A 23,370-nucleotide genomic window follows, 5' to 3' on the forward strand; every position below is an offset into this window, starting at 1 on the left:
CAGGAGAAAGAAACATGTTGCTGATCGAATGTCCGTGGTGCGGGCCGCGCGCCGAATCCGAGTTCTCGTGCGGCGGTGAGGCCGACATCGTGCGCCCCGTCAACAACGAGAACATGACCGACCGCGAATGGGGCGAATACGTGTTCATGCGCGAGAACAAGCGCGGGCTGCACAAGGAGCAGTGGCTGCATGCGCAGGGCTGCCGCCGCTGGTTCAAGGCCACGCGCGATACGGTGACCTACGATATCAAGGGCTACGAAAAGTTCGGTGGCGACGCTGCCGGCAACGCACACGAAGAGGGCACGAGCAAATGAGCCAGAAAGACCGCCTCGGCACCGGTGGCCGCATCAATCGCGCGATTCCGCTGACCTTCACGTTCAACGGGCGCACGTATCAGGGCTTCCAGGGCGACACGCTCGCGTCCGCGCTGCTCGCGAACGGCGTGCACTTCGTCGCGCGCAGCTTCAAGTACCACCGTCCGCGCGGGATCGTGACGGCCGACGTCGCGGAACCGAATGCCGTCGTGCAGCTCGAATCGGGCCCGTACACGGTGCCGAACGCGCGCGCGACCGAGATCGAGCTGTACCAGGGGCTCGTCGCGTCCAGCGTGAACGCGGAGCCGACGCTCGAGAACGACAAGTACGCGATCAACCAGAAGCTGTCGCGCTTCCTGCCGGCCGGCTTCTATTACAAGACCTTCATGTGGCCGCGCAACATGTGGCCGAAGTACGAAGAGAAGATCCGTGAAGCAGCCGGCCTCGGCAAGGCGCCGGAAGCGCTCGACGCCGACCGTTACGACAAGTGCTACGCGCATTGCGACGTGCTCGTGGTCGGCGGTGGCCCGTCGGGCCTCGCGGCCGCGCATGCGGCGGCCACGGCCGGCGCGCGCGTGATCCTCGTCGACGACCAGCGCGAGCTCGGCGGCAGCCTGCTGTCGTGCCGTGCCGAGATCGACGCGAAGCCCGCGCTGCAGTGGGTCGAGAAGATCGAGGCCGAGCTGCGCAAGCTGCCCGACGTGACGATCCTGTCGCGCAGCACCGCGTTCGGCTACCAGGACCACAACCTCGTGACGGTCACGCAGCGTTTGACCGATCACCTGCCGGTGTCGATGCGCAAGGGCACGCGCGAGCTGCTGTGGAAGGTCCGCGCGAAGCGCGTGATCCTCGCGACCGGCGCGCACGAGCGGCCGATCGTGTTCGGCAACAACGACCTGCCGGGCGTGATGCTCGCCGGCGCGGTGTCCACCTACGTGCATCGCTTCGGCGTGCTGCCGGGCCGCAACGCGGTCGTGTTCACGAACAACGATCGCGCCTACCAGACCGCGCTCGACCTGAAGGCGTGCGGCGCGAAGGTGACGGTCGTCGATTCGCGCGCATCGTCGAACGGCGCGCTGCCGGCCGCCGCGAAGCGGCAGGGCGTGACGGTGATGAGCGGCGCGGTCGTGACGGGCGCATCGGGCAAGTGGCGCGTATCGTCGGTCGACGTCGCGTCCCTCTCGAACGGCCAGGTGGGCGGCAAGCTGCAGACGCTGCCGTGCGACCTCGTCGCGATGTCGGGCGGCTTCAGCCCCGTGCTGCACCTGTTCGCGCAGTCGGGCGGCAAGGCGTGCTGGAACGACGAGAAGGCCTGCTTCCTGCCGGGCAAGCCCGTGCAGGCGGAAGCGAGCATCGGTGCGGCGGCCGGCGAATTCGGCCTGGCGCGCGCACTGCGGCTCGCGGTCGATGCGGGGATGGAAGCGGCGAAAGCGGCAGGCTTCACGGCTGCGCAGCGTCCGGCCGCACCGCAAGTCGCCGAAGCCGTCGAAGGCGCGCTGCAGCCGCTGTGGCTCGTCGGCAGCCGCGAGGCCGCGGCGCGCGGGCCGAAGCAGTTCGTCGACTTCCAGAACGACGTGTCGGCGGCGGACATCCTGCTCGCCGCACGCGAAGGCTTCGAGTCGGTCGAGCACGTGAAGCGCTACACGGCGATGGGCTTCGGCACCGACCAGGGCAAGCTCGGCAACATCAACGGGATGGCGATCCTCGCGGGGGCGCTCGGCAAGACGATTCCGGAAACGGGCACGACGACGTTCCGCCCGAACTACACGCCCGTGTCGTTCGGCACGTTCGCGGGCCGCGAGCTCGGCGATTTCCTCGACCCGATCCGCAAGACCTGCGTGCACGAATGGCACGTCGAGCACGGCGCGCTGTTCGAGGACGTCGGCAACTGGAAGCGGCCCTGGTACTTCCCGAAGAACGGCGAGGATCTCCATGCGGCCGTGAAGCGCGAATGCCTGGCGGTGCGCAACAGCGTCGGCATCCTCGACGCGTCGACGCTCGGCAAGATCGACATCCAGGGCCCGGATGCCGTGAAGCTGCTGAACTGGATGTACACGAACCCGTGGAACAAGCTCGAAGTGGGCAAGTGCCGCTACGGGCTGATGCTCGACGAGAACGGGATGGTGTTCGACGACGGCGTGACGGTGCGCCTCGCCGACCAGCATTTCATGATGACGACTACGACGGGCGGCGCGGCGCGCGTGCTCACGTGGCTCGAACGCTGGCTGCAGACCGAATGGCCCGACATGAAGGTGCGGCTGTCGTCGGTCACCGATCACTGGGCGACGTTCGCGGTGGTCGGCCCGAAGAGCCGCAAGGTCGTGCAGAAGGTGTGCCAGGACATCGACTTCGGCAACGAAGCGTTCCCGTTCATGAGCTACCGGAACGGCACCGTCGCAGGCGCGAAGGCGCGCGTGATGCGGATCAGCTTCTCAGGCGAGCTCGCCTATGAAGTGAACGTGCCGGCGAATGCGGGCCGCGCGGTGTGGGAAGCGCTGATGGCGGCCGGTGCCGAGTTCGACATCACGCCGTACGGCACCGAGACGATGCACGTGCTGCGCGCGGAGAAGGGCTACATCATCGTCGGCCAGGATACCGACGGCTCGATCACGCCGTACGACCTCGGAATGGGCGGGCTCGTTGCGAAGTCGAAGGACTTCCTCGGCAAGCGTTCGCTCGCGCGCTCGGACACCACGAAGGAAGGCCGCAAGCAGTTCGTCGGCCTGCTGACCGAGGACGAACAGTACGTGCTGCCGGAAGGCGCGCAGATCGTCGCGAAGGACACGCAGGTGTCGGCGGTCGATCCGACGCCGATGATCGGACACGTGACGTCGAGCTACTACAGCCCGATCCTGAAGCGCTCGATCGCGCTCGCGGTGGTGAAGGGCGGCCTGAACAAGATGGGCGAGAGCGTCGTGATTCCGCTGGCCAACGGCAAGCGCATCACCGCGAAGATCTCGAGCCCGGTTTTCTACGATACCGAAGGGGTGCGCCAGCATGTGGAATGAAACCAGAAACCAGTCGCAGGTGGCGGGCGCGGGCGGCGTGACGCTTGAATCGCCGTTCGTCGGCGCGGCCGACGTGCTGAAGCCGCACCAGGCGCGCGCCTCGAAGAAGTTCACGTTGCGCGAGCGGCCGTTCCTCGATCTCGTCAACGTGCGCGGCGAGTTGAGCGATCCGGCGTTCGTCAGTGCGTTCGAGCGCGTGGTCGGCTGCCGGCCGCCCGCGGAGCCGAACACGATCGTGCGCGGCGCCGAGTACGACGTGCTGTGGCTCGGTCCCGACGAGTGGCTCGTGCGCTCGAACGGGCCCGTGCAGGCTGGCGTGCTCGAAGCGAAGCTCGCGGAAGCCGTGCAGGGCACGTATGCGGCGGCTGTCGACGTCGGCAGCGGCTATACGGTCGTCGAGATCAGCGGCGAGCGTGTGCGCGACGTGCTCGCGCGCGGCTGCCCGCTCGATCTCCATCCGCGTGCGTTCAAGGCGGGCCAGTGCGCGCAGTCGCACTACTTCAAGTCGTCGATCGTGCTGATCCCGACGGGCGACGATGCGTTCGAGATCGTCCTGCGTCGCAGCTTCGCCGACTACTTCGTGCGCATCATGCTCGACGCGGCCGCGCCGCTCGCATCATGAAGCCGTTCGACGAACCGTTCGTGGCGATCGACGCGCCGCGCCTGCGCGGGCGCGGCTGGAGCGTGTTCGTCGACGAACTGAAGGTGCCTGCGCGGATCGGCATTCATGCGCACGAGCATGAAGCGCCGCAGCCGATCGTGATCGATGCAAGGCTCGGCTACCGGTGCGAGCCGAGCGAGCAGGGCGAGTGGATCGATTACGACGGCTATTGCGCGCGCGTTGCCGCGTTCCTGTCGCACAAGCCGCATACGCGGCTGCTGGAGACGCTCGTCGCCGACATCGCGGTGCTGTCGTTTCGCGAATGGCCGGCGCTGGAGTCGCTGACGCTGTCGGTGTACAAGCCGAAGATCCGGCCCGGCACGCGGCGAGTGGGCGTGTCGCTCGACTGGACGCGCGGGGACTATTTGCGGTGGACGGGAGCGGCGGGGCAGTTTTGATGCGGGAGAGGCGGCGATCCTTCGCCCACGCGATTGCTCATAGTTCCTGGAATATCGGAACAATGGCCCGTTGGTGGTTGCCGCCCGTCTTTATTCCTGAAATATCGGAACAATGAGACGTTCATTCCCCGTCACTTGTAACGCGAGCGCTCCTGGGCAACCCACCGCGGACCCGCTCCAGTAGCTTGCGCCGGCTTCCCAGTCAATGTCCGCGGTGCCCCCTGCTACGAGCCATGCCAGCGGCAATGCCATTGCCGGTTCGGCCGCGATTTGCGTGCGTTAATCATCGCGGCAACCGCCAGCGGCAGTCTTTTCAGGATTGTTTTTTCGCAAACCTGGCAGCGCCTGTTCCAATTCCCGCCGCACTTCCTCTGTCCGCCTTTCGATGTTTCCCACGTACTATTCGCTATTGGAAAAAAATCACGAAGACCATCGGGAACGCGATGATAAAACGTGCCGTGACTTGCGTTGTTGCCGCTTTGGTGCCCCTCATCGCACATGCAGGGTGCAGTGAGAACCTCCAGAACTGGTTCGCACAACTCCATCCCGGCCAAACGCTGGATGCTGCTCATGCGGTTTGCAAGGTCTGGCCCGCGAATGAGGCGCTGACGATCGGGGTGCTACCTCTGGGGCAGAAACGCAACAGCGACGGGCCGAACATCGTCGACATCGAGGTACTGGTTGCCGATACGACTACAGGCGCGATTGTCGCGCATCGGTTTCAGCGATCGGCAATTCACTACCGAGAGGATCACTATTTTGACGGCATCGAGCTCGACACGGCGCGCTATCAGCTGACCTCCACTCAACGTGCCTTCGGCGTGCGCCTGAAGTCGTCTGGCGGCCCGCCCGCGGAGATGTCAGGCATCGCTACGCTGAGTCTCTATTTGATCGATGGGCAGCATTTGCGTACGGTGTTGGATCGGCTGATTGTGAGCGATTGGACGGGCGACCGTGATGGTCCCTGTACAAGCTCGTCAGGAACATCACGCACAGTCGCGCTCGGCCCGGTAGACACGCAAGGCTATGCCGTTTTGCGGGTCAGCGAAAAGTACGTCGAGCACGAGAGCCGGCTCGAAGTCGATAGATGCTCGGATCACACGTCACCCGCACAACGCCGTAACGTTACGCTCGACTATCGCGATGGCACGTACCGTATTCCGGACGCGATGCGGCATGCCGATTGATCGGCGGCTTCCGCGCCGTTCAACGTGACAGGTGGTGAGCAGTGAGACGTTCGGTCCTTGACGGATATCGCGAGGTTCACCCGCGATAGCTGCGGAACAGTTCAGGCGTGTCGCAGCTATCGCCCCGTGCGATCGCATCAAGCCGCAGCCGCCCCATCCAGCGCCGGATAGTCGACATACCCGCGCGCATCGCCGCCGAAGAACGTTTCGCGCCGCGCGTCGTTCATCGGCGCGCCGGTCTTCAGCCGCGTCACGAAATCCGGATTCGCCAGCACCATCTGCCCGTACGCTTCGAGATCGGCCAGCCCCGACGTCACGTCCGTGCCGATCGCGTCGCGCATGCGGCCCGGGCGGTTCAGGATCAGCGTGCCGTTCCAGCGCGCACGCAGGTCGGCCAGCAGCGCTTCGTCGCCCTGATGCATCACGTGCAGGTAGGCGAGGCCGAGCCGGTCGAGTTCCGTCGCGAGATGGCGATACAGGTCCGGCCCTTGCTCGCCTTCGTCGAGGCCGCCCAGCGTGTTGCCGGGCGATACGCGGATGGCCGTGCGGTCCGCACCGATCTCGTCGGCAATCGCCGTGGCCACCTCGATCGCGAAGCGTGCGCGGTTCTCGATCGAGCCGCCGTATGCGTCGGTACGCGTGTTGGCGTTCGGCGCGAAGAACTGCTGGATCAGATAGCCGTTCGCGGCGTGGATCTCGACGCCGTCGGCGCCCGCCTCGATCGCGCGGCGCGCGGCAAGGCGGAAGTCGTTCACGGTCTCGCGCACTTCGTCGGGCGTCAGCGCGCGCGGCGCGGGAATGTCCAGCATCCCCTTCATCGTGAACATCGGCGCGTTCGGCGCGATCGCCGACGGGGCGACGGCCTGACGGTGATGCGGCGTATTGTCGGGATGCGACATGCGCCCGACGTGCATCAGCTGGATGAACAGCCGGCCGCCGCGTGCATGCACGCGGTCGCTGATCGCCTTCCAGCCGGCGACGTGCGCGTCGGTATAGATGCCGGGCGTCGTCAGGTAGCCTTGCCCGTCGTCCGACGGCTGCGTGCCTTCGGACACCAGCAGGCCGAGGCTTGCCCGCTGCGCGTAATACTCGGCGGCCCATTCGCCGGGCGTGCCGTCGAAGGCGGCGCGGCTGCGGGTCATCGGCGCCATGACGAGGCGGTTTTCCAGCGTATAGCGGCCCACGCGGACCGGGGTGAACAGTTGGCTCATGATGCGTCAGCTCCTCGAGATTCGGGACGGCGGCACCGGGTCGATGCCGCTTCGGGCGCCGGCCGCGCACGGGTGTGCCGACCTCGCCTCCACGCACCCATCATCCATTGCTTCCTTTTCGGGATAAACCGGGTAATCTGGATAACATTGATCCATTGATGGAGCAGTGAGCATGGAACTGCTGAACGACATGGCGCTGTTCGTCGAAGTCGTGAAGGCGAAGGGTTTTCGCAGTGCGGCCGAGACGCTGGGGATGCCGAACTCGACGCTGTCGCGGCGCATCGGCGCGCTGGAGAAAGCGATCGGGCTGCGGCTGCTGCATCGCACGACGCGCCGCATCGAGCTGACCGAGGCCGGCCAGCTTTACTTCGAGCGCTGCAAGCGCATCGTCGACGAGGCGCGGCTCGCACACGAGCAGCTCGGCGGCCTGCTGGCTGAGCCGACCGGCGTGCTGCGCGCGTCGTTTCCGGTCGATTTCGCGGTGGTCATTCTGGCGCCGCTGCTCGTCGAATTCGCGAACCGCCATCCGAAGCTGAGCTTCGATTTCGAACTGACGTCGCGGCGTGTCGACCTCGTGAGCGAACCGTTCGACGTCGCGATCCGCATGGGCCCATCCGAGGATTCGCAACTGATCGCGCGGCGGTTCGCGACGTTACGGAACTACCTGTATGCGTCGCCCGGTTATCTCGAGCGCGCCGGCGAGCCGCACGAACCGGAAGACCTCACCCGGCACGCGTGCCTCGGCTTGCAGCGGAGCGGGTCTTGGACGCTGCGCGACGGCACGCGGTCCGTTGCGGTGCCGGTGAGCAGCCGTTTCGGCGCGAACAGCGTCGGCATGCTGCGGCGCCTGGCCACGCTCGACGCGGGCATCATCGTGCTGGCGGAGGCGATCGTCGCGGACGATCTGGCCGCCGGCCGGCTGCGCCGCGTGATGCCCGAATGGGAGGGCGAGCCGATTCCCGTCTATGCGATGACGGAAACGCGGCTGCTGCCCGCGAAGACGCAGCATTTCATCGAGTTTCTGCGGGAGCGTTTCGCGCAGGCGTGACAGGTGGTTGCGCGGGCATCCTTCCGTCGGTCACGGCTGCGCCGGTTGCGGCGCGTCCAGCTGCGCTTCCCATTTCTTCAGGATGCGCACGCGTGCCTGGCTGAAATCGACCCAGCAGTTCATCCGCGCGTCTTCCGGGATCATCTGCTGCGGATTGGCGGCCTTCACGTAGTCGCAGGTGTCGTCGGCGAAGCGGGTCCAGCTTGCCTGCGACTTCGCGAGCGCGCCGGCGGCATCGGGGTTGCGCTGCTTGAGCTTGTGCTCGAGCGACCGGTATGCGCGCTCGACGGCCTGGTTGTTCTGGTCGAGTATGCAGATCCACACGTTGTTCATCGTCGGGCCGTGTTTCTCGCAATCGACGGCGGCGAACGCGGTGGTGTGACCGATCGCCAGCGCGGCGACGGCAAGGAAGCGGCAGACGTGGCGCATGCGCGTCGAACGAAGGGGGACTAGTTGTTGCGGGCCGACGTCGGGTTCGTCTTGTCGCTGACCGGCACCATGCGGCCCTTCGCATCGTTCGCGGGATTAGCGGGATTCGCGGCTTTCGCGTCGTCGTCCGGTTCGAGCACGAAGCGGAACGAATCGACCCGCTGCATCACCTTCGCCGCATACGCGTTCGAACCGCCGCTGTAGCTCCTCAGTCCGGCCCGCACGTCGCCACCGGCCGCCCTCACGTAGCCCGACAGAATCGCGGAGCCGACTTCGACGTTCGCGTTCGGTTCGGTCAGGTCCTTCACGTTGCGCACCAGGCCGCGGTGCGCGGCCGGCACGACCTGCATCAGCCCGGTCGCGCCATGCTGGCCGCGCGCCTTTTCCTGGAAGCGCGATTCGATCGAAATAATGGCGTAAACGAGGGCGGGCGGCAGCGAATATTTCGTCGCAGTGACGCTCACGATATCGGCAAGCTTCGCGGCCCGTTCCTTCGCGACGCCGAACTTCTTCGTCAGGTAGGACGTGATGCGGCGGTTTGCTTCGTTCGGCTGATCGTTGGCGTCGGCGAGCGGCGCGGATGCCACGGACGGTGCCGATGCGGCCGCTTCGGGCGCGGACGCAGGCAGTGCGGGCGCTTGCTGCGCCGATGCCTGTTGCGCGATGCCGAGCGAAAGCACGATCAGCCAGAGAAACCGTCGCATGGTGGGGTGCGGGGAATGGGAAGGCGCCTAGTATATCGGCCAATCGCTGCCGATGGTCGAGCGCCGGTTCGAATGAAAGCGGCATGTAGGCTTGTGTCGACCCGCGCCGATCGGGGAGCCGATCGTTGCGCGGACACGCATCGGAGTCCGGATGAACGTCGCCCGGCGCTGCGTTTCGGTCGTTTTTACATGCGCCGGTGCGCGACAGGATGTGGCCCTACGCACACTGCGCACATTACGTGCGCCGTGTGGCCGCCACCCGTGCAATCGCGCCGATCGCATCGCTGACGAGCACCGCGAGCAGCCCGACGATCACGCCGCCCTGCAGCACGAACGCGGTATTCGACGTTTGAAGCCCCGCGATGATTACGTCGCCGAGCCCGCGCGCGGCGACCGTCGAGCCGATCGTCGCGGTGCCGAGATTGATCACGACCGCGAGCCGGACCCCGTTGACGATCACCGGAAACGCGAGCGGCAACTCGACCGACACGAGTTGCTGCCAGCCGCTCATCCCCATTCCGCGTGCGGCATCGACGACGTCGCGCGGCACGTCCTCGAGCCCCGCGATCGTGCTTTCGAACACGGGCAGGAGGCCGTACAGCACGAGCGCGATCAGCACGGGCTTCAATCCGAAGCCGACGGCCGGCACCGCGAGTGCGAGCACGGCGACGGGCGGGAAGGTCTGGCCGATGTCGACGACGCTGCGCGCGACCGGCAGGAAATCCGCGCCCCACGGCCGCGTGACCGCGATGCCGGCCGCGACCGCGACGATCGTGCCGATCACGCTCGACAACGCGACCGTGCCGAGATGGGCGAGCGTGAGGTCGAGCAGGCTCGCGCGATCGTAGATGACGGGCGCGCCGTTGTCCGCGAACGGCGCGAACAAGCCTTGCAGCCAAGCGGGGCGCAACAGCAGCACGAGCAGCAGTGCGAGCGCGGCCGCGCGTGCGACATACGCGGGAAGTGCCGATCGCCCGGGCCGCGTGCTGCCGTGCGCCGTCATGCGGGCTTCCTTGCGTGTGCACGGATCGCGTCGAGCGTGATGCGGCGCGCGTTGTGGCCGTCTGCTACTTCGACCGGCAACGCATCGACACCGCGCCACAGCAGCTCGGACACCGCATCGCGCAGCGTGCGCATCGCCGCGATCGGTTCGCCGTCGGCATGACCGGGTTCGGCCACCGCATCGATCGGCGTCAGCGCGAGCAGGCGCAGCGGCCGGTCGACGCCCGCGACGAGCTGCTCGACGACCCCGGCCGCGGGCTTGCCGAGAATCTCGGCCGGCGAGGCGACCTGCAACAGCCGGCCGCTGTCCATCACCGCGATCGTGTCGCCGAGCTTCAGCGCTTCCTCGATATCGTGCGTGACGATCACGACCGTGATGCCGAGACGGCGCTGCAGTGCGAACAGGTCGTCCTGCGCCTTGTTGCGGATGATCGGATCGAGCGCGCCGAACGGCTCGTCCATCAGCAGCATCGCGGGCTCGGCCGCGAGCGCGCGCGCGACGCCGACGCGCTGTTGCTGGCCGCCCGACAGTTCGTGCGGCAGCTTGCCGGCGAACTCGGCCGGCGGGAGATGAAACAGGTCGAGCAATTCGTTCACGCGCGCATCGATGCGGTCGGCCGGCCAGCCGAGCAGGCGCGGCACGGTCGCGATGTTGCGCGCGACGTTCCAGTGCGGAAACAGCCCGTGCCCCTGGATCGCATAGCCGATGCCGCGCCGCAGCTGCTCGGGCGCAACGGTGGCCGTATCGACGCCGTCGATGCGGATCGTGCCGCTGGTAGGCGCGATCAGCCGGTTGATCATGCGCAGCAGCGTCGACTTGCCGCTGCCCGATGCGCCGACGAGCGCGGTGATCGTGCCGCGCTTCATCGTCAGCGAGACGTCGTCGACGGCAACGATATCGCCGAAGCGTTTGCCGGCACGTTCGATCTCGATCATCCTGCACGCCCCTTCGCGAGCGTGGTCGCGGCTTCGAATATGACGGCCGCCACCAGCGCGAGCGCGATCGTCGGGATCGCGCCGAGCAGCACGAGATCGGCGGCCGATTGCCCGATCCCCTGGAAGATGAAGGTGCCGAAGCCGCCGCCGCCGATCAGCGCGGCGACCGCGGTCAGCCCGATGTTCTGCACGAGCACGATGCGCACGCCGCTCAGGATCACCGGCAGCGCGAGCACGAGATCGACGCGCAGCAGCCGCTGCGCGCGCGTCATGCCCATCGCGCGCGCCGCCTCGGTCACGTGCGGCGGCACTTGCCCGAGCCCGACCACGACACTCGACGCGATCGGCAGCAGCGAATACAGGAACAGCGCGAGCACGGCCGGAGCCACGCCGATGCCGCGGATGCCGAGCGCGGCCGCGAGCGGCACGTGTGCGGCGAGCAGGCCGAGCGGCGCCATCATCAGCCCGTACATCGCGATGCTGGGGATCGTCTGCACGATATTGAGCACGGGCATCGCGATGGTACGCACCGCCGCGATGCGCGCGCAGGCGATGCCGAGCGGCACGCCCGCGATGAGCGCGGCGGCCACCGAGCCGCCCGCGAGCGACACGTGCTGGATGGCTTCGCGCCAGAAATCGTCGCTGCGCACCGCGTATTCGCGCATCACGGAGAGGCCGTCCCACCAGCCGCTCGCGAGCGGCACCGAAATCGCCGTTATCGCGACGACGAGCGCGGCGAGACGCCGCCACGGGCCGAACGAGAGCCGTGCGAGCGCATCCGCGACGAGCACGGCCCATGCGAACAGCAGCAACCAGACGCCGGAGGAGGGCGACACGCGGGCGAGCGTGTCATCGGGAGCAACGACGTGCGTCGCGACCGCGCCGACCGCGTACGCGAGCGTCGCGAGCCACGCACAGCCGGCCGCGAGCCGCCACGTGGGGCGGCTCGCCGTCATCGCCCATAGTGCGCCGACGATCCACAGCGCGGCGAGCACGGCGCCTTGCAGGGCCGGCAGCGCGGCGAACACCGACAGGTCGGTGCCGGCCGCGATGCGGTTCGGCCGCAGCACCGCGAACGGCAGGCCGAGCACGGCGACGATTGTCAGGACACCGATCAGGATGCCGACCTTGTCTGCCGCGATGCGCCGCGCGGACGCTGCCGCGCGACCCGTCATTTAACGAAGCCCTTCGATTTCAGGTAGCTTTTCGCGACGCTGGCGGCCGGCTCGCCGTTGATCTGGATGCGCGCGTTCAGCGTCTGCAGCGTCTTCAGGTCGAGGCTTGCGAACACGGGCTTCAGGTAGTCGGCGATCTGCGGATGCGCTTTCAGCACGGCTTCGCGGATCACCGGCGCGGGAGCGTAGACGGGTTGCACGTGCTTGTCGTCGTCGAGCACTGCGAGGCCGCTCGACGAGATTCCGCCGTCGGTGCCGTAGACCATCGCGGCATTCACGCCGTCGGTCTGGTTCGCGGCGGCCTTGATGGTTGCGGCCGTGTCGCCGCCGGACAGCACGACGAGCTGGTCGGGCTTCAGCTTGAAGCCGTACGCCTTCTCGAACGACGGCAGCGCCGACGCGCTGTTCACGAATTCCGCCGACGCCGCGAGCTTCACCTTGCCGCCGCCGGCGACCCACTTGCCGAAATCGGAGAAGGTCTTCAGGTGCTGCGACTGCGCGACGGGTGCGAGCACGGCGACGCCCCACGTGTTGTTCGCGGGCGCCGGGGTGAGCCAGACGAGATGGTTCGCCGCGTAGTCGAGTTGCTTCGCGGTGTCGTAGCCCTGGCTCGCGTTCTTCCACAGCGGATCGTCGGCCTTGTTGAAGAAGAATGCGGCGTTGCCCGTGTACTCGGGGTAGATGTCGATCTCGCCGCTCGTGAGCGCCTTGCGTACGATCGGCGTGGTGCCGAGCGCGATCTTTTCGGTGACGGCGATGCCGTGTGCCTTCAGCACCTGCGCGATGAGGTTGCCGAGCAGGTTGCCTTCTGTATCGATCTTCGACGACACCACGACGGGCGTGTCGGCATGCGCGCCGGGCGCGACGACGGTGGCGGCGAGCGCGAGGCCCAGGATCCGGGCGGGCAGGGCGAGCTTCATACGGGCCATTCTCCAGGACGGGGGCGTACGCCGAAAGTTACTTGACTGAGCCGGCTTTGGCAAACCGCGTGCGGCGGCGTGCCCACAGCCCGTGTGGGGATTACCCGCATCCGTGTTGCAGGCTTGTTACACTGAAATCCGTTCCCGCCTTCTCGACACTTCCTGACATGAAGCCCGAGTTGCTGGTTCTCATCGCATTGCGCGGCGACGCGCATCGCGAGATCGCCGCGTCGTTCGACGTGCGCCACGCCCCGACATCCGAAGCGCGCGAACGCGCGATCGCCGAACACGGCGGCACGATACGCGCGGTGCTGACCAACGGCAGCACGGGGCTCACCGCCGCCGAGATCGATCGTCTTCCGCAACTCACGTTCGTCAGTGCGCTCGGCGCCGGCTACGAGCACATCGACGTGACGCATGCCAAGGCGCGCGGCATTACCGTGGTCACGGGCGCCGGCACCAACGACGATTGCGTCGCCGATCATGCGTTCGCGCTGCTGCTCGCGGCCGTGCGCAACGTCGTGCAACTCGATGCGAAAACCCGCGCGGGCGTGTGGCGCGACGGACTGGCGATGCCGCCGAACGTGTCGGGCAAGAAGCTCGGCATCGTCGGGCTCGGCAAGATCGGCGAGAAGTGCGCACGCCGCGCGGCCGGCTTCGACATCGAGATCGGTTATCACAACCGTTCGGTGAAGGCGGTGCCCTACCGCTATTTCGACCGCGTCGACGCACTCGCGCAGTGGGCCGATTTCCTGATCGTCGCGACGCCGGGCGGCGCGGGCACGCGGCACCTGATCGACCGCGCGGTGCTCGAGGCGCTCGGTCCCGGCGGATTCGTCGTCAACGTGTCACGTGGCAGCGTTGTCGATACCGCTGCTTTGGCGGAGGCGTTGCGCGAAGGGCGCATCGCGGGCGCGGGGCTCGATGTGTACGAAGGCGAACCCGAGCCGCCGCGCGCACTGACGGATCTCGACAGCGTCGTGCTGACGCCGCACATGGGCGGCTGGTCGCCCGAGGCGCTCGATCGTTCGGTGCAGCAGTTCATCGACAACGCGGCGCGGCATTTCGCGGGGCAGCCGGTGCTTACGCCGGTGTGAGGGCGGCCCGTGCGGCCGGCACGGCGGCTGGTTTCCGCCGAGCCCGGCACCGCACGAATTTGTACGGAACCGGCGCGCGAAGATGAAAAAAAGTTGCGTCCGGACGGCCAATTGAGAGCCGAAATATCGATCTGCCTGAAATAACATTTCACTCCATCAAGTCCGGCAACTGGCCGGATGCGTGCTGCACATGGAGACGATCGATGAATACCCCTGTCGTACCGCTGCCCGCGCTCGAGCTGGATGGCGCGCTTCTTCTCGACCAACTGAGACGGCTCGGTGAAGTCGGCGCCGATCCCGACGCGGGCGGCCGGACCCGCATCGCGCTGACCGACGACGAGCGGGCCGGGCGCGACCTCGTCGTCGCCTGGATGCGCGAACTGGATCTCGATGTCCGGATCGACCGCATCGGCAACATCTTCGGCACGTTGCGTTCGGCAACCGACGACGGCAGCGAACGCCCGCTGATGATGGGCTCGCATATCGACACCGTGAAAAACGCCGGCGCACTCGACGGGTGCTATGGCGTGCTGGCCGGCCTCGCCGTCGTGCGTGCGTTTCGCGACGCCGGGATCAAGCCGCGCCGCTCGATCACGATCGGCGCATTCACCAACGAAGAGGGCATCCGGTACCAGCCGGACATGATGGGCTCGCTCGTCCATGCCGGCGGCATGCCGGTCGACGCGGCGCTGGACACGGTCGGCATCGACGGCACGCGCCTGGGCGACGAACTCGCGCGGATCGGCTATGCCGGCGATCTCGAGCCCGGCGCGATCGTGCCGCACGAATATCTCGAACTGCACATCGAGCAGGGGCCGATCCTCGAGGCCGAGCAGATCCGCATCGGCGTGGTCGAAAGCCTGCAGGGCATTTCATGGCAACAGGTCACCGTGCAGGGGAATGCGAACCACGCCGGCACGACGCCAACCCATCTGCGGCATGACGCGGGCTGGGCGGCGGCGGCGATCGCGACGTTCCTGCGCGAGCTGGCGGTGGCGAGCGGCACGACGCTCGCGACGATCGGCATGCTGCGCATCGAGCCGAACGTCATCAACGTGATTCCGCGCAAGGCCGTGTTCACCGTGGACCTTCGCGATCCGGACGAACTGCGCCTGCAGGACGCGGAGCAGCGCCTGGCCGACCATCTCGACAAGGTGGCGGCGGAAGAGGGTGTCAGGATCACGACCGAGCGTCTGGTCCGGTTCGAACCGGTCGTGTTCGATGCGGGCCTGGCCGGTGAAATCGAGGCGTCGGCCGTGCGAATGGGGTTCTCGAACCGGAGGATGACGTCGGGCGCCGGCCACGACGCGCAAATGATCGCGCGCATCGCGCCCGCGGCGATGATCTTCGTGCCGAGCCGCGGCGGGATCAGCCACAACCCGCGCGAGCATACCGACGACGACCAGCTCATCGACGGCGCGAAGGTGTTGCTGGACGTCGTCCTCAGGCGCCTCGCGGCGCACTGAGCACCGATCCGCTCAATCGAATCATTCTGCTTACTTCAGCCCTGGAGAACTCTGGTCATGCTGACTGCCAATCCGCGCGCGGCGCGTATTTCCTATCCTGACGAACTGAAACGGATCCTGAGCATCGACGCGGCTCATGAAAGTCGCGCGTGGCTGTCTTGCTGGGACAAGATCGAGCCCCGGGCCACGCCGCTGATCGACCTTCCCGGCGTCGCTCAAAAAATTGGCATTGCTAATCTGTTCGTGAAGGACGAGTCGGTACGCTCCGTGCTCGGAAGCTTCAAGGCCCTGGGTGCGCCGATTGCGCTCGTGCGGCTGATCCTCCGGATGTGGGCCGGCCACGATCTGGATCCGGCTGCGCTGTTCCAGGGGCGCTATCGCGACCTGCTCGCCGGTTTCACCGTGATCAGCGCGACCGACGGCAATCACGGGAAGGGGCTGGCCGCCGCCGCGCAGACGCTGGGCTGCCGGTGCGTGATCGTCCTGCACGCCCGAGTCGGTATCGAGCGCGAGCAGGCGATCGCCGCTTACGGTGCCGAGATCGTCCGGATCGCAGGCAACTACGACGAATCGGTCGAGGAGGCCGCGCGACTCGCTGCATCGAACGGTTGGCACGTCGTGTCGGATACGTCTTACGACGGTTACGAGGACATTCCGCGCGACGTGATGCAGGGCTACGGCACGATCGCCGCGGAACTCGTCGAGCAAAGCGGGAGCCGGCCCGATCGTTGCCCCTTTACGCACGTTTTCCTGCAGGGCGGCGTGGGCGGGCTGGCGGCCGGCGTGGCCAGCTATCTGTGGGAGTTCCACGGTGCGCAGCGCCCGCGCTTCGTCGTCGTGGAGCCGCACCAGGCCGACTGCCTGTACCAGAGCGCGCTGGCCGGCCGGGCCGCGCGGGCGACGGGCTCGGTCGATTCGGTGATGGCGGGGCTCGCGTGCGGTGAAACGTCTCCGCTCGCGTGGAAGATCCTCGAACCCGCGATCGACGATTTCATGACGATTTCGGATGCCGATGCGGTGCAGGCAATGCGTGTGCTCGCGTCGGGAAGCGAAGGCGACATGCCGATCGTCGCCGGCGAATCGGGTGTGGCGGGGCTGGCGGGTCTCGCCGTGCTGCTGCAGGACCGGGATCGCGCTCGCCAGGCCGGGATCGACGGCACGTCCCGCGTGCTGGTGATCAACACCGAAGGCGCGACCGCGCCTGCGACCTACCGCGAACTCGTCGGCGAAACGGCCGAGTCGGTGCGGGCGCGCCAGTCCGCGTGGCGCGCCTGCGCAACCCGCTGATCGCTGCCGGTTCGTCGCCGGAGCGGCGAGCCCGGCAACGGCATTCCCTTTTCCCATCAAGAAGAAAAGCCACCGCGGCGGTGCGCACGTTGCACGTGCCGGGTGCCGCGCGTGGCGGTTTTGGAGACAGACATGAAAGAATCCGTTGACCGGAGTATCGGTCCAGTGGCGTTGCTGTTTACCGGGCTCGGCTCGATCATCGGTTCCGGATGGCTCTTCGGCGCGTGGCATGCATCGAGGATCGCGGGGCCGGCGGCGATCGTCGCCTGGGTCATCGGTGCCGTCGTCGTGCTGGCCATTGCGCTCACATATGCGGAACTGGGCACGACGTTTCCCGAATCCGGCGGCATGGTGCGCTATGCGCGGTACTCGCATGGCGCGCTGGTCGGGTTCATCGCGGCATGGGCAAACTGGATCTCGATCGTGTCGGTCATCCCGATCGAGGCCATCGCATCGGTGCAGTACATGGCGTCGTGGCCCTATCCGTGGGCACGCGCGCTGATGGTCGGCGAGGATCTGACCACCCACGGGCTGTTCGCCAGCGCCGCGCTCGTGGTGGTCTATTTCATGCTGAACTACTGGGGCGTGAAGCTGTTCGTCAAGACCAACACGGCGATCACGGTGTTCAAGTTTCTCGTGCCGGGCGCAACCGTGGCCGGCCTTGTCTGGAGCGGGTTCCACCAGCAGAACTTCGCGCTTGGCGGCGGCGGGCAGTTTGCGCCGTACGGCTGGTCGTCGATCCTGACGGCGGTCGCCACCAGCGGGATCGTGTTCAGCTTCAACGGTTTCCAGAGCCCGGTCAGCCTGGCCGGCGAAGCGCGCAATCCGTCACGCAGCATTCCGTTCGCGCTCGTCGGGTCGATCCTTCTTGCGCTCGTGATCTACGTGCTGTTGCAGGTCGCGTTCATCGGTGCGGTGCCGCCCTCCGCCATCGCGAGCGGCTGGCACGGACTGAACTTTTCGTCGCCGTTCGCCGAGCTTGCGATTGCCGTGAACCTCAACTGGCTCGCCGTGCTCCTGTATGTCGATGCGTTCGTCAGCCCGTCGGGCACCGGCGCCATCTACACGGCAACCACCGCGCGCATGATCTACGCGATGGAGCGCAACCGGACGATGCCGAAGCTGTTCGGCACGCTGCATCCCGTCTATGGCGTGCCGCGCGCGGCGATGTGGTTCAACCTCGGCGTGTCGTTCGTGTTCATGTTCTTCTTTCGCGGTTGGGGCACGCTGGCCGCGGTGATTTCGGTCGCGACGGTCATCTCGTTTCTGACCGGCCCGGTCAGCGTGATGGCCCTGCGACGGCATGCGGCCGATCTGCCGCGGCCGCTGCGAATCGCGTGCATGCCGATCGTCGCGCCGTTTGCGTTCGTCTGCGCGTCGCTGGTGCTGTACTGGGCGTGCTGGCCGTTGACGGGACAAATCATCCTGCTGATCGTCGTGGCGCTGCCCGTCTACCTGTATTACCAGGCGAAGAGCGGTTGGGCCGATTTCCGCGCGGAGTTGCGTTCGGCGTGGTGGATGGTGGCTTACCTGCCGGTCATGGCGCTGCTGTCGCGGTTCGGCGGGCGGGCGTTCGGCGGGTACGGGATCGTTCCGGACGGTTGGGACCTGGTCGCGGTGGCGATCGTTGCGCTCGCGTTCTATCGCTGGGGCGTCGCCAGCGGGCGGCGTACGACGTATCTCGGCGAATACGCGACAGCGCAGCCGGCGGGTTCACAGGATGACGAGATTCCGCTGCCCGTGAAGCAGGCCGGCTGACGACCGGTCGCGTGCAACGCGGTACTGCGCGCGTGCGATCGTTCCCGACCGCACGCGCATCAGCCGCTTCAGGTCAGGACGACACCAGCGGCACCGTCACCGACGTACCGGCCGGATCGAGCGTCAGGCCCGTGCCCGGCGTCGGCCGCAGCGTCGCTTCGTTGTCGCTGGACAGCACGACGAGCCCCAGACGGTGGCCGGCTTCCAGCTTGTAGTCGCGCGGCATGAACGTCAGCTTCAGGTCGTACGGCATCCCGGGCAGCACGGGTTCCGAGCGCCACTCGGACCACCGGTTGCGCGGGTCGGTCCACGCGCGCGTGACGATCGTGGCCGTACCGTCCGGCGCGCGATCGACCAGCAGGGCCGTCACGTTGGCCACGGCCGTGAACGTCAGCCTGACGCGTGCGGTCGCTGAACCGGACAGGCGTGTCGTGGCCGTGAGCGGCGCGGTTTCGAAACGGCTGCGGTTCTCGCCCGTCGGCGCGTTCGCCAGCGTGAGCGCGGTGATGCGCGCATCGTCGGTGAAGCGGGCGAGCGGGCCGCCGGTCGGCAGCCGCAGCAGCGTGCCGGTGCCCGCGCCGTCGCCGCCCGCGAAATACGTGACCGGCGTGGCGTGGCGTGCGGCCCAGTCCGCTTCCTTCAGCAGCGTGCCGTCGGCCTGCTCGATCACCGCGCGCGGATCGCGTTCGACACCGTTGTCGAAGCCGATCAGGTAGCGCGTGAACCAGCGGTTCACTTCCGCGGTCCACGCATCGGCCATCGCCGGCACGCGGGTCGGGTCGGTGTGCTTCAGGCGATGCAGCCACAGCTGCGTCGGCACGCCCTGGCGCCGCATCGCGAGATACCACGACGTCGACTGGTCGACGCGCACGTTGTCGTCGGTCAGCCCCTGCGCGACGAGCGCCGGCGCGACCGCGAGCGCGGCGGGAATGTCGCGCGCGGCCCAGAACGGCGAATAGTCGCCGGTCTTGCGGTCTTCCTGCTGCAACGCTTCGTCGATCAGGTGCGTGCAGCGCTCCGGATGCGCGTTCGTCAGCAGCGCCTTGATGTACACGTCGACGTCTTCGCCCTGATAGCCTTCCGGCGCGCGCACGAGGCCGCCCGAGCGGTAGTAGCCGTACATGTTCGTCAGCCCGGCGACCGGCACGATCGCGTCGAGCCCGCGCGTGCGCAGGCTCGCGACCATCTTCGGCAGCGTGCCGTCGTACGACACGCCGTACATGCCGACGTGGCCCGTCGACCAGTTCGCGACGACCGTCTTGCCGTTCGCGTCCTTCGCGGTCGCGTCGCGGCCGAGCCAGCGGATCACCGATGCCATCGCGACCGATTCGTCGCGCGTGAGGATCGTCGGGCAACCGTCCGAGCCGGCGGTGCCGAGCGAATCCGCGTAGACGATCGTGAAGCCGCGCGGGATGAAGTAGCTCTCGATCCACGAGCGCCCGGCGGCGGCCGCTTCGACCTGCTGCAGCATCCGCACCTGCGGCGCGGCGGCCATGATGCGCGCGGAGGCGCCGGTCGCTGCCGTGGCCGCAGTGGCGGCCGGATGCGGCGTGCCGTCGAGTTCGACGTCGACGTTGTGGTCGGGGCTGTCGGCGAGGCCCGCGTAGTACGGGCTCGCGAGCACGATGACGGGGGTGCGCGCGCCGTTCGCGGTTTCGGTCGGGCGCACGATGCGCACGTGGATGCGGTCGCGCGTGCCGTCGCCGTCGGAATCGACCGGCGTGTCGACCCACGCGTTCTCCTCGATCGTGCCGCCCGACAGCGACGGCTGCACCTGGCCGTTCGCGATCACGGGCCGGTAGCGGCCGCCGCTCGCCGGGTTGGCGTACGGGACGCCGGACGGCGAAATGCGTGATGCGAGTGACTGCTTGTCGGCCGCCGATGTGGCGGCCCCCTCCTGTTGGCCCTGCGCGAGCGCGGAGACGCCCGCCACACTGCCGCCGTCGTCGCCGCCGCACGCGGCGAGCGTCGTGGCGGCAATGAGCGCGGGTAGCCACGCGCGACGCAATCCGGTTCGATGAATGTCCATTGTCGACCTCTTGTTTTGATTGTCTGGAACCGGACGGCCCGCGATATGCCCCCTGCGGCCCGGCCGGGTGCTGCATCGGATGAAACGGAACTGCACCTTCGAAAGCGCCGGGCGCGAGGCCCGGGTGTCACGGCCGGTGTCGCGGCGACTGCGTCGCCCCGACCGGAAAGCGTCAGCGCGGCGGCTGATTCGGGCCGCCCGGTCGATACGAGGCCGGCGGCACGAAATGAATGCAGGAGTGCGAATCAAATGCGGGCATGCCCGATCTTCCTTCAGGTTTCAGACGAAACGGAACGGCACGATGCGATGAGGCGGGGATGGTGCGAACGGCGGTGCTGCAACGGCAGGAAAGCGCGACGCGAGTCGGCGGGGCTGGCCGGATTGCTTTCCGGAAGCTTGCGCCAAACTTATCTCAGTGAAATCTTGGTGTCAAACTTTTTTAGTTTCAATCAAACAAAGTTTTGGTGCGTGCGCTGAGATCGACATGCGATCGGTCTAAATTTCCGGGAAATCTGTCCGTAAACGGTAAAAAACAGATTGAAAGGAGAGAGAGGGCATGACGACTTCAGTCACGGCCGCGAGCGGCCTTTCGCTCGTGCAGATGGCGCAGCAAGCGGCGCTCGACGGGCGCCAGCAGACGAACGCGGCGGCCGGGCAACCGCAGGACACGCCGATTACGATCCGGGCGCTGGACCAGGACGCGATGCAGGCGGCGCGCATGAAGCAGATGTCGATACTGGGCAACCTGTCGACGACGCTGCGCGACGTCACCAGCCAGCTCGCGACGAGCATGCACGAGATCATCGCGAAGCGCCCGGACCTGGCCGACGCGCAGTTCGACTTCATGACCGACAACGGCCGGATCAAGGTCGTGTCGAAGACGATGACGGAAAGCGATCGCGCGTGGGTGGAGTCGACGCTGAACGCGAACGCGGGCCTCGTGCTCGCGACGCGCGACTTTCACCAGCAGGCCGTCGACTTCGCCGGGCAGGGTGCTGCGGCCGTGGGCGAGACGTTCACGGACGACGATCGCAAGGTGGCCAGCCAGCGCGCCGACGCGGACTTCCTTTTCATGAAGGAGATCAATGCGTCCGTCGCGCGCAACCGGAAGTTCGAAGAGGTCGGCGGGCATTTCACCACGCAGGACGGCACGCGGTTGACGTTCGACCCGTCGGCCGGCAGCGCGCGCGGCACGCTCGCGCTGCTGGATACCGACCGTCAGTTGTCGTCGGGCGCGGCGATCTTCGTCGACGATGCGGGGCAGAAGACCTACGGCAGGCGCGCCAGCCTGATCGACGTCGGCTTCGGGGCCGCGTTCGAGAACATCCTGAACGGCCGCAACAGCGTCGGATTCCACGAGATCGCATAGCGGCGCGCCACGCCGAGCCGGACGCCGGGCGCAGGACGCCGCGCGCCTATTCGTCGCGCAGCGCTTCGGCCGGCCGCACCCGCGCGGCGCGCCAGCTCGGGTAGAGCGTCGCGACGCACGACATCAGGAACGCGGCCGCGGCGATCTCGATCACGTCGGTCGCCGCCAGCTTCGACGGCAGCGAGCTGAGGAAGTACACGGACGGCGTCAGGAAGCGGATGCCGAGCAACTGCTCGATCGCCGGCAGCACCCACGGGATGCTCACCGCGATCGCGCAGCCGAGCGCGACGCCCGCCAGCGTGCCGGCGAGGCCGATCGTCATCCCCTGGATCGCGAAGATCTTCATGACCGCCCCGGGCGGCGCGCCGAGCGTGCGCAGGATCGCGATGTCGCCCTGCTTCTGCGTGACGGTCATCACGAGCGACGACACGAGGTTGAACGCGGCGACCGCGACGATCAGCATCAGGATCAGCGACAGCATCCGTTTTTGCAGCCGCTCGGCTTCGAACCACGTGCGGTTCTGCCGCGTCCAGTCGCGGATATAGAGGTCGCCCGACAGCGTGCGCGACAGTGCCAGCGCGACGTCCGGCGCGCGCTGCAGATCGTCGAGGCGCAGCCGGATGCCGGTCGGCGCGCGCGCGTTGAACAGCTTCTGCGCGTCGCGGATGTGGATGTACGCGAGCGCGCTGTCGTACTGGTAGTGGCCCGACTCGAACGTGCCGACCACGTTGAACTGCCGGAACTGCGGCAGCGCATCGCCGATGCGCGCGGTGTTGCCGGGCGCGAAGAACGTGATGCGGTCGCCGATCTTCACGTGCAGCGCGTCGGCCAGCGCCGAGCCGAGCACGATCCCCATCTCGCCCGGCACGAGCGCGTCGAGCCGCCCGGTCTTCAGCTTGCGCGCGATCTCGGACACGCGCGGCTCGAGCACGGGATCGATGCCGCGCAGCGCGACGCCTGTCACGCTGCCCGCGTTCGTCAGCAGCGCCTGCGCGTCGACATAGGGCGCGACGGCGCGCACCGCCGGATTCTGCAGCGATTCGTGCGCGGTGAGCCGCCAGTCGGGCATCGCGCCGGTCGGCGAGAAGATTTCCACGTGCGCGAGCACCGACAGCATCCGGTCGCGCACCTCGGTCCGGAATCCGTTCATCACCGACAGCACGACGATCAGCGCGGCGACGCCGAGCGCGATGCCGGCCATCGCGGCGCCGGCAATGAACGACACGAAGCCGTCGCCGGCCGAGCGCCGGCCGCCGCGCGCATAGCGCAGCCCGATCTGCCATTCGAACGGGAGTTTCAAGCGGTTTCCTTTCATTTCGATTCGATTCATGCCGAGCCGCGCATTCTAGCGAACGCGGCGCGACCGCGCGC

The 23,370-nt window shown here is 67.4% G+C and carries 20 protein-coding genes; 11 read left to right on the forward strand and 9 right to left on the reverse strand.

What is annotated here, in order from left to right:
• The first annotated feature begins 14 nt into the window (after nucleotides 1-14).
• The 5 genes from BDI24065_RS00635 to BDI24065_RS00655 all read left to right on the forward strand — a co-directional run bounded on the left by BDI24065_RS00635 (nucleotide 15) and on the right by BDI24065_RS00655 (nucleotide 5,568).
• Nucleotides 15-314, forward strand: a complete 300-nt coding sequence (locus tag BDI24065_RS00635) for a sarcosine oxidase subunit delta (RefSeq protein ID WP_027790629.1) — start codon at nucleotides 15-17, stop codon at nucleotides 312-314.
• Nucleotides 311-3,322, forward strand: a complete 3,012-nt coding sequence (locus BDI24065_RS00640) for a sarcosine oxidase subunit alpha family protein (protein ID WP_175029542.1) — start codon at nucleotides 311-313, stop codon at nucleotides 3,320-3,322. The genes BDI24065_RS00635 and BDI24065_RS00640 overlap by 4 nt, the downstream gene beginning before the upstream one ends.
• Nucleotides 3,312-3,944: a sarcosine oxidase subunit gamma gene (locus BDI24065_RS00645; RefSeq protein ID WP_175029543.1), complete on the forward strand. Its 633-nt coding sequence runs from the start codon at nucleotides 3,312-3,314 to the stop codon at nucleotides 3,942-3,944. The genes BDI24065_RS00640 and BDI24065_RS00645 overlap by 11 nt, the downstream gene beginning before the upstream one ends.
• Nucleotides 3,941-4,381 (forward strand): dihydroneopterin aldolase, encoded by a 441-nt coding sequence (locus BDI24065_RS00650; RefSeq protein WP_122947936.1) that lies wholly within the window; start codon nucleotides 3,941-3,943, stop codon nucleotides 4,379-4,381. Before BDI24065_RS00645 ends, BDI24065_RS00650 begins: the two co-directional genes overlap by 4 nt.
• Nucleotides 4,382-4,824: 443 nt before the next feature.
• The gene (locus BDI24065_RS00655; protein WP_175029544.1) at nucleotides 4,825-5,568 is read left to right on the forward strand and encodes a hypothetical protein; all 744 of its coding nucleotides are present in this window, start codon (nucleotides 4,825-4,827) and stop codon (nucleotides 5,566-5,568) included.
• Between the two features lie 137 nt (nucleotides 5,569-5,705).
• Here BDI24065_RS00655 and BDI24065_RS00660 read toward each other — a convergent pair whose 3' ends face one another.
• Nucleotides 5,706-6,779, reverse strand: a complete 1,074-nt coding sequence (locus BDI24065_RS00660; protein ID WP_175029545.1) for an alkene reductase — start codon at nucleotides 6,777-6,779, stop codon at nucleotides 5,706-5,708.
• 172 nt (nucleotides 6,780-6,951) lie between these two features.
• Between BDI24065_RS00660 and BDI24065_RS00665 the strand changes: the two genes are divergently transcribed.
• Nucleotides 6,952-7,827, forward strand: coding sequence for a LysR family transcriptional regulator (locus BDI24065_RS00665; protein ID WP_175029546.1), 876 nt, complete (start codon nucleotides 6,952-6,954; stop codon nucleotides 7,825-7,827).
• 30 nt (nucleotides 7,828-7,857) lie between these two features.
• Here BDI24065_RS00665 and BDI24065_RS00670 read toward each other — a convergent pair whose 3' ends face one another.
• The 6 genes from BDI24065_RS00670 to osmF all read right to left on the reverse strand — a co-directional run bounded on the left by BDI24065_RS00670 (nucleotide 7,858) and on the right by osmF (nucleotide 12,993).
• Entirely contained in the window at nucleotides 7,858-8,256 is a 399-nt protein-coding gene (locus BDI24065_RS00670; protein ID WP_175029547.1) for a lysozyme inhibitor LprI family protein, read from the reverse strand.
• 20 nt (nucleotides 8,257-8,276) lie between these two features.
• Nucleotides 8,277-8,960: a lytic transglycosylase domain-containing protein gene (locus BDI24065_RS00675; RefSeq protein WP_175029548.1), complete on the reverse strand. Its 684-nt coding sequence runs from the start codon at nucleotides 8,958-8,960 to the stop codon at nucleotides 8,277-8,279.
• Nucleotides 8,961-9,195: 235 nt separating this feature from the next.
• The gene (locus tag BDI24065_RS00680) at nucleotides 9,196-9,963 is read right to left on the reverse strand and encodes an ABC transporter permease (RefSeq protein ID WP_175029549.1); all 768 of its coding nucleotides are present in this window, start codon (nucleotides 9,961-9,963) and stop codon (nucleotides 9,196-9,198) included.
• On the reverse strand, nucleotides 9,960-10,898 hold the full coding sequence (locus BDI24065_RS00685) for an ABC transporter ATP-binding protein (protein WP_175029550.1): 939 nt from the start codon (nucleotides 10,896-10,898) through the stop codon (nucleotides 9,960-9,962). Before BDI24065_RS00685 ends, BDI24065_RS00680 begins: the two co-directional genes overlap by 4 nt.
• A complete protein-coding gene (locus BDI24065_RS00690) occupies nucleotides 10,895-12,073 on the reverse strand; it encodes an ABC transporter permease (protein WP_175029551.1) in 1,179 nt (392 codons plus the stop codon). The genes BDI24065_RS00685 and BDI24065_RS00690 overlap by 4 nt, the downstream gene beginning before the upstream one ends.
• Nucleotides 12,070-12,993: a glycine betaine ABC transporter substrate-binding protein OsmF gene (osmF, locus tag BDI24065_RS00695; RefSeq protein WP_175029552.1), complete on the reverse strand. Its 924-nt coding sequence runs from the start codon at nucleotides 12,991-12,993 to the stop codon at nucleotides 12,070-12,072. Before osmF ends, BDI24065_RS00690 begins: the two co-directional genes overlap by 4 nt.
• 167 nt (nucleotides 12,994-13,160) lie before the next feature.
• Here osmF and BDI24065_RS00700 point away from each other — a divergent pair, with 167 nt between their 5' ends.
• From BDI24065_RS00700 to BDI24065_RS00715, 4 genes are all read left to right on the forward strand, one after another.
• The gene (locus BDI24065_RS00700) at nucleotides 13,161-14,090 is read left to right on the forward strand and encodes a 2-hydroxyacid dehydrogenase (RefSeq protein WP_175029553.1); all 930 of its coding nucleotides are present in this window, start codon (nucleotides 13,161-13,163) and stop codon (nucleotides 14,088-14,090) included.
• Nucleotides 14,091-14,293: 203 nt separating this feature from the next.
• Nucleotides 14,294-15,556 carry a Zn-dependent hydrolase gene (locus BDI24065_RS00705; protein WP_175029554.1) on the forward strand — a complete coding sequence of 421 codons (1,263 nt, stop codon included), beginning with the start codon at nucleotides 14,294-14,296 and terminating at the stop codon, nucleotides 15,554-15,556.
• Nucleotides 15,557-15,613: 57 nt separating this feature from the next.
• Entirely contained in the window at nucleotides 15,614-16,843 is a 1,230-nt protein-coding gene (locus tag BDI24065_RS00710) for a diaminopropionate ammonia-lyase (protein WP_175029555.1), read from the forward strand.
• Between the two features lie 132 nt (nucleotides 16,844-16,975).
• A complete protein-coding gene (locus BDI24065_RS00715; RefSeq protein WP_175029556.1) occupies nucleotides 16,976-18,601 on the forward strand; it encodes an APC family permease in 1,626 nt (541 codons plus the stop codon).
• A gap of 73 nt (nucleotides 18,602-18,674) precedes the next feature.
• Here BDI24065_RS00715 and BDI24065_RS00720 read toward each other — a convergent pair whose 3' ends face one another.
• Complete coding sequence (locus BDI24065_RS00720; protein WP_175029557.1) at nucleotides 18,675-20,630, reverse strand: Xaa-Pro dipeptidyl-peptidase; 1,956 nt, start codon at nucleotides 20,628-20,630, stop codon at nucleotides 18,675-18,677.
• Between the two features lie 556 nt (nucleotides 20,631-21,186).
• On the opposite strand from BDI24065_RS00720, the gene BDI24065_RS00725 reads away from it, so the two are divergent.
• The gene (locus BDI24065_RS00725) at nucleotides 21,187-21,999 is read left to right on the forward strand and encodes a hypothetical protein (protein WP_175029558.1); all 813 of its coding nucleotides are present in this window, start codon (nucleotides 21,187-21,189) and stop codon (nucleotides 21,997-21,999) included.
• A gap of 46 nt (nucleotides 22,000-22,045) precedes the next feature.
• Here BDI24065_RS00725 and BDI24065_RS00730 read toward each other — a convergent pair whose 3' ends face one another.
• Complete coding sequence (locus tag BDI24065_RS00730; protein WP_175029559.1) at nucleotides 22,046-23,314, reverse strand: lipoprotein-releasing ABC transporter permease subunit; 1,269 nt, start codon at nucleotides 23,312-23,314, stop codon at nucleotides 22,046-22,048.
• Nucleotides 23,315-23,370 lie beyond the last annotated feature (56 nt).

Origin of the sequence: Burkholderia lata (assembly GCF_902499025.1) — a bacterium.
In the GTDB taxonomy this organism is placed as follows: Bacteria; Pseudomonadota; Gammaproteobacteria; order Burkholderiales; family Burkholderiaceae; genus Burkholderia; species Burkholderia lata_C.

What these genes read in the sequence shown, in the direction of transcription:
- BDI24065_RS00635 (WP_027790629.1), top strand. Translation starts at nt 15, where the DNA reads ATGTTGCTGATCGAATGTCCGTGGTGCGGGCCGCGCGCCGAATCCGAG.
- BDI24065_RS00640 (WP_175029542.1), top strand. Translation starts at nt 311, where the DNA reads ATGAGCCAGAAAGACCGCCTCGGCACCGGTGGCCGCATCAATCGCGCG.
- BDI24065_RS00645 (WP_175029543.1), top strand. Translation starts at nt 3,312, where the DNA reads ATGTGGAATGAAACCAGAAACCAGTCGCAGGTGGCGGGCGCGGGCGGC.
- BDI24065_RS00650 (WP_122947936.1), top strand. Translation starts at nt 3,941, where the DNA reads ATGAAGCCGTTCGACGAACCGTTCGTGGCGATCGACGCGCCGCGCCTG.
- BDI24065_RS00655 (WP_175029544.1), top strand. Translation starts at nt 4,825, where the DNA reads ATGATAAAACGTGCCGTGACTTGCGTTGTTGCCGCTTTGGTGCCCCTC.
- BDI24065_RS00660 (WP_175029545.1), bottom strand. Translation starts at nt 6,779, where the DNA reads ATGAGCCAACTGTTCACCCCGGTCCGCGTGGGCCGCTATACGCTGGAA.
- BDI24065_RS00665 (WP_175029546.1), top strand. Translation starts at nt 6,952, where the DNA reads ATGGAACTGCTGAACGACATGGCGCTGTTCGTCGAAGTCGTGAAGGCG.
- BDI24065_RS00670 (WP_175029547.1), bottom strand. Translation starts at nt 8,256, where the DNA reads ATGCGCCACGTCTGCCGCTTCCTTGCCGTCGCCGCGCTGGCGATCGGT.
- BDI24065_RS00675 (WP_175029548.1), bottom strand. Translation starts at nt 8,960, where the DNA reads ATGCGACGGTTTCTCTGGCTGATCGTGCTTTCGCTCGGCATCGCGCAA.
- BDI24065_RS00680 (WP_175029549.1), bottom strand. Translation starts at nt 9,963, where the DNA reads ATGACGGCGCACGGCAGCACGCGGCCCGGGCGATCGGCACTTCCCGCG.
- BDI24065_RS00685 (WP_175029550.1), bottom strand. Translation starts at nt 10,898, where the DNA reads ATGATCGAGATCGAACGTGCCGGCAAACGCTTCGGCGATATCGTTGCC.
- BDI24065_RS00690 (WP_175029551.1), bottom strand. Translation starts at nt 12,073, where the DNA reads ATGACGGGTCGCGCGGCAGCGTCCGCGCGGCGCATCGCGGCAGACAAG.
- osmF (WP_175029552.1), bottom strand. Translation starts at nt 12,993, where the DNA reads ATGAAGCTCGCCCTGCCCGCCCGGATCCTGGGCCTCGCGCTCGCCGCC.
- BDI24065_RS00700 (WP_175029553.1), top strand. Translation starts at nt 13,161, where the DNA reads ATGAAGCCCGAGTTGCTGGTTCTCATCGCATTGCGCGGCGACGCGCAT.
- BDI24065_RS00705 (WP_175029554.1), top strand. Translation starts at nt 14,294, where the DNA reads ATGAATACCCCTGTCGTACCGCTGCCCGCGCTCGAGCTGGATGGCGCG.
- BDI24065_RS00710 (WP_175029555.1), top strand. Translation starts at nt 15,614, where the DNA reads ATGCTGACTGCCAATCCGCGCGCGGCGCGTATTTCCTATCCTGACGAA.
- BDI24065_RS00715 (WP_175029556.1), top strand. Translation starts at nt 16,976, where the DNA reads ATGAAAGAATCCGTTGACCGGAGTATCGGTCCAGTGGCGTTGCTGTTT.
- BDI24065_RS00720 (WP_175029557.1), bottom strand. Translation starts at nt 20,630, where the DNA reads ATGGACATTCATCGAACCGGATTGCGTCGCGCGTGGCTACCCGCGCTC.
- BDI24065_RS00725 (WP_175029558.1), top strand. Translation starts at nt 21,187, where the DNA reads ATGACGACTTCAGTCACGGCCGCGAGCGGCCTTTCGCTCGTGCAGATG.
- BDI24065_RS00730 (WP_175029559.1), bottom strand. Translation starts at nt 23,314, where the DNA reads ATGAAAGGAAACCGCTTGAAACTCCCGTTCGAATGGCAGATCGGGCTG.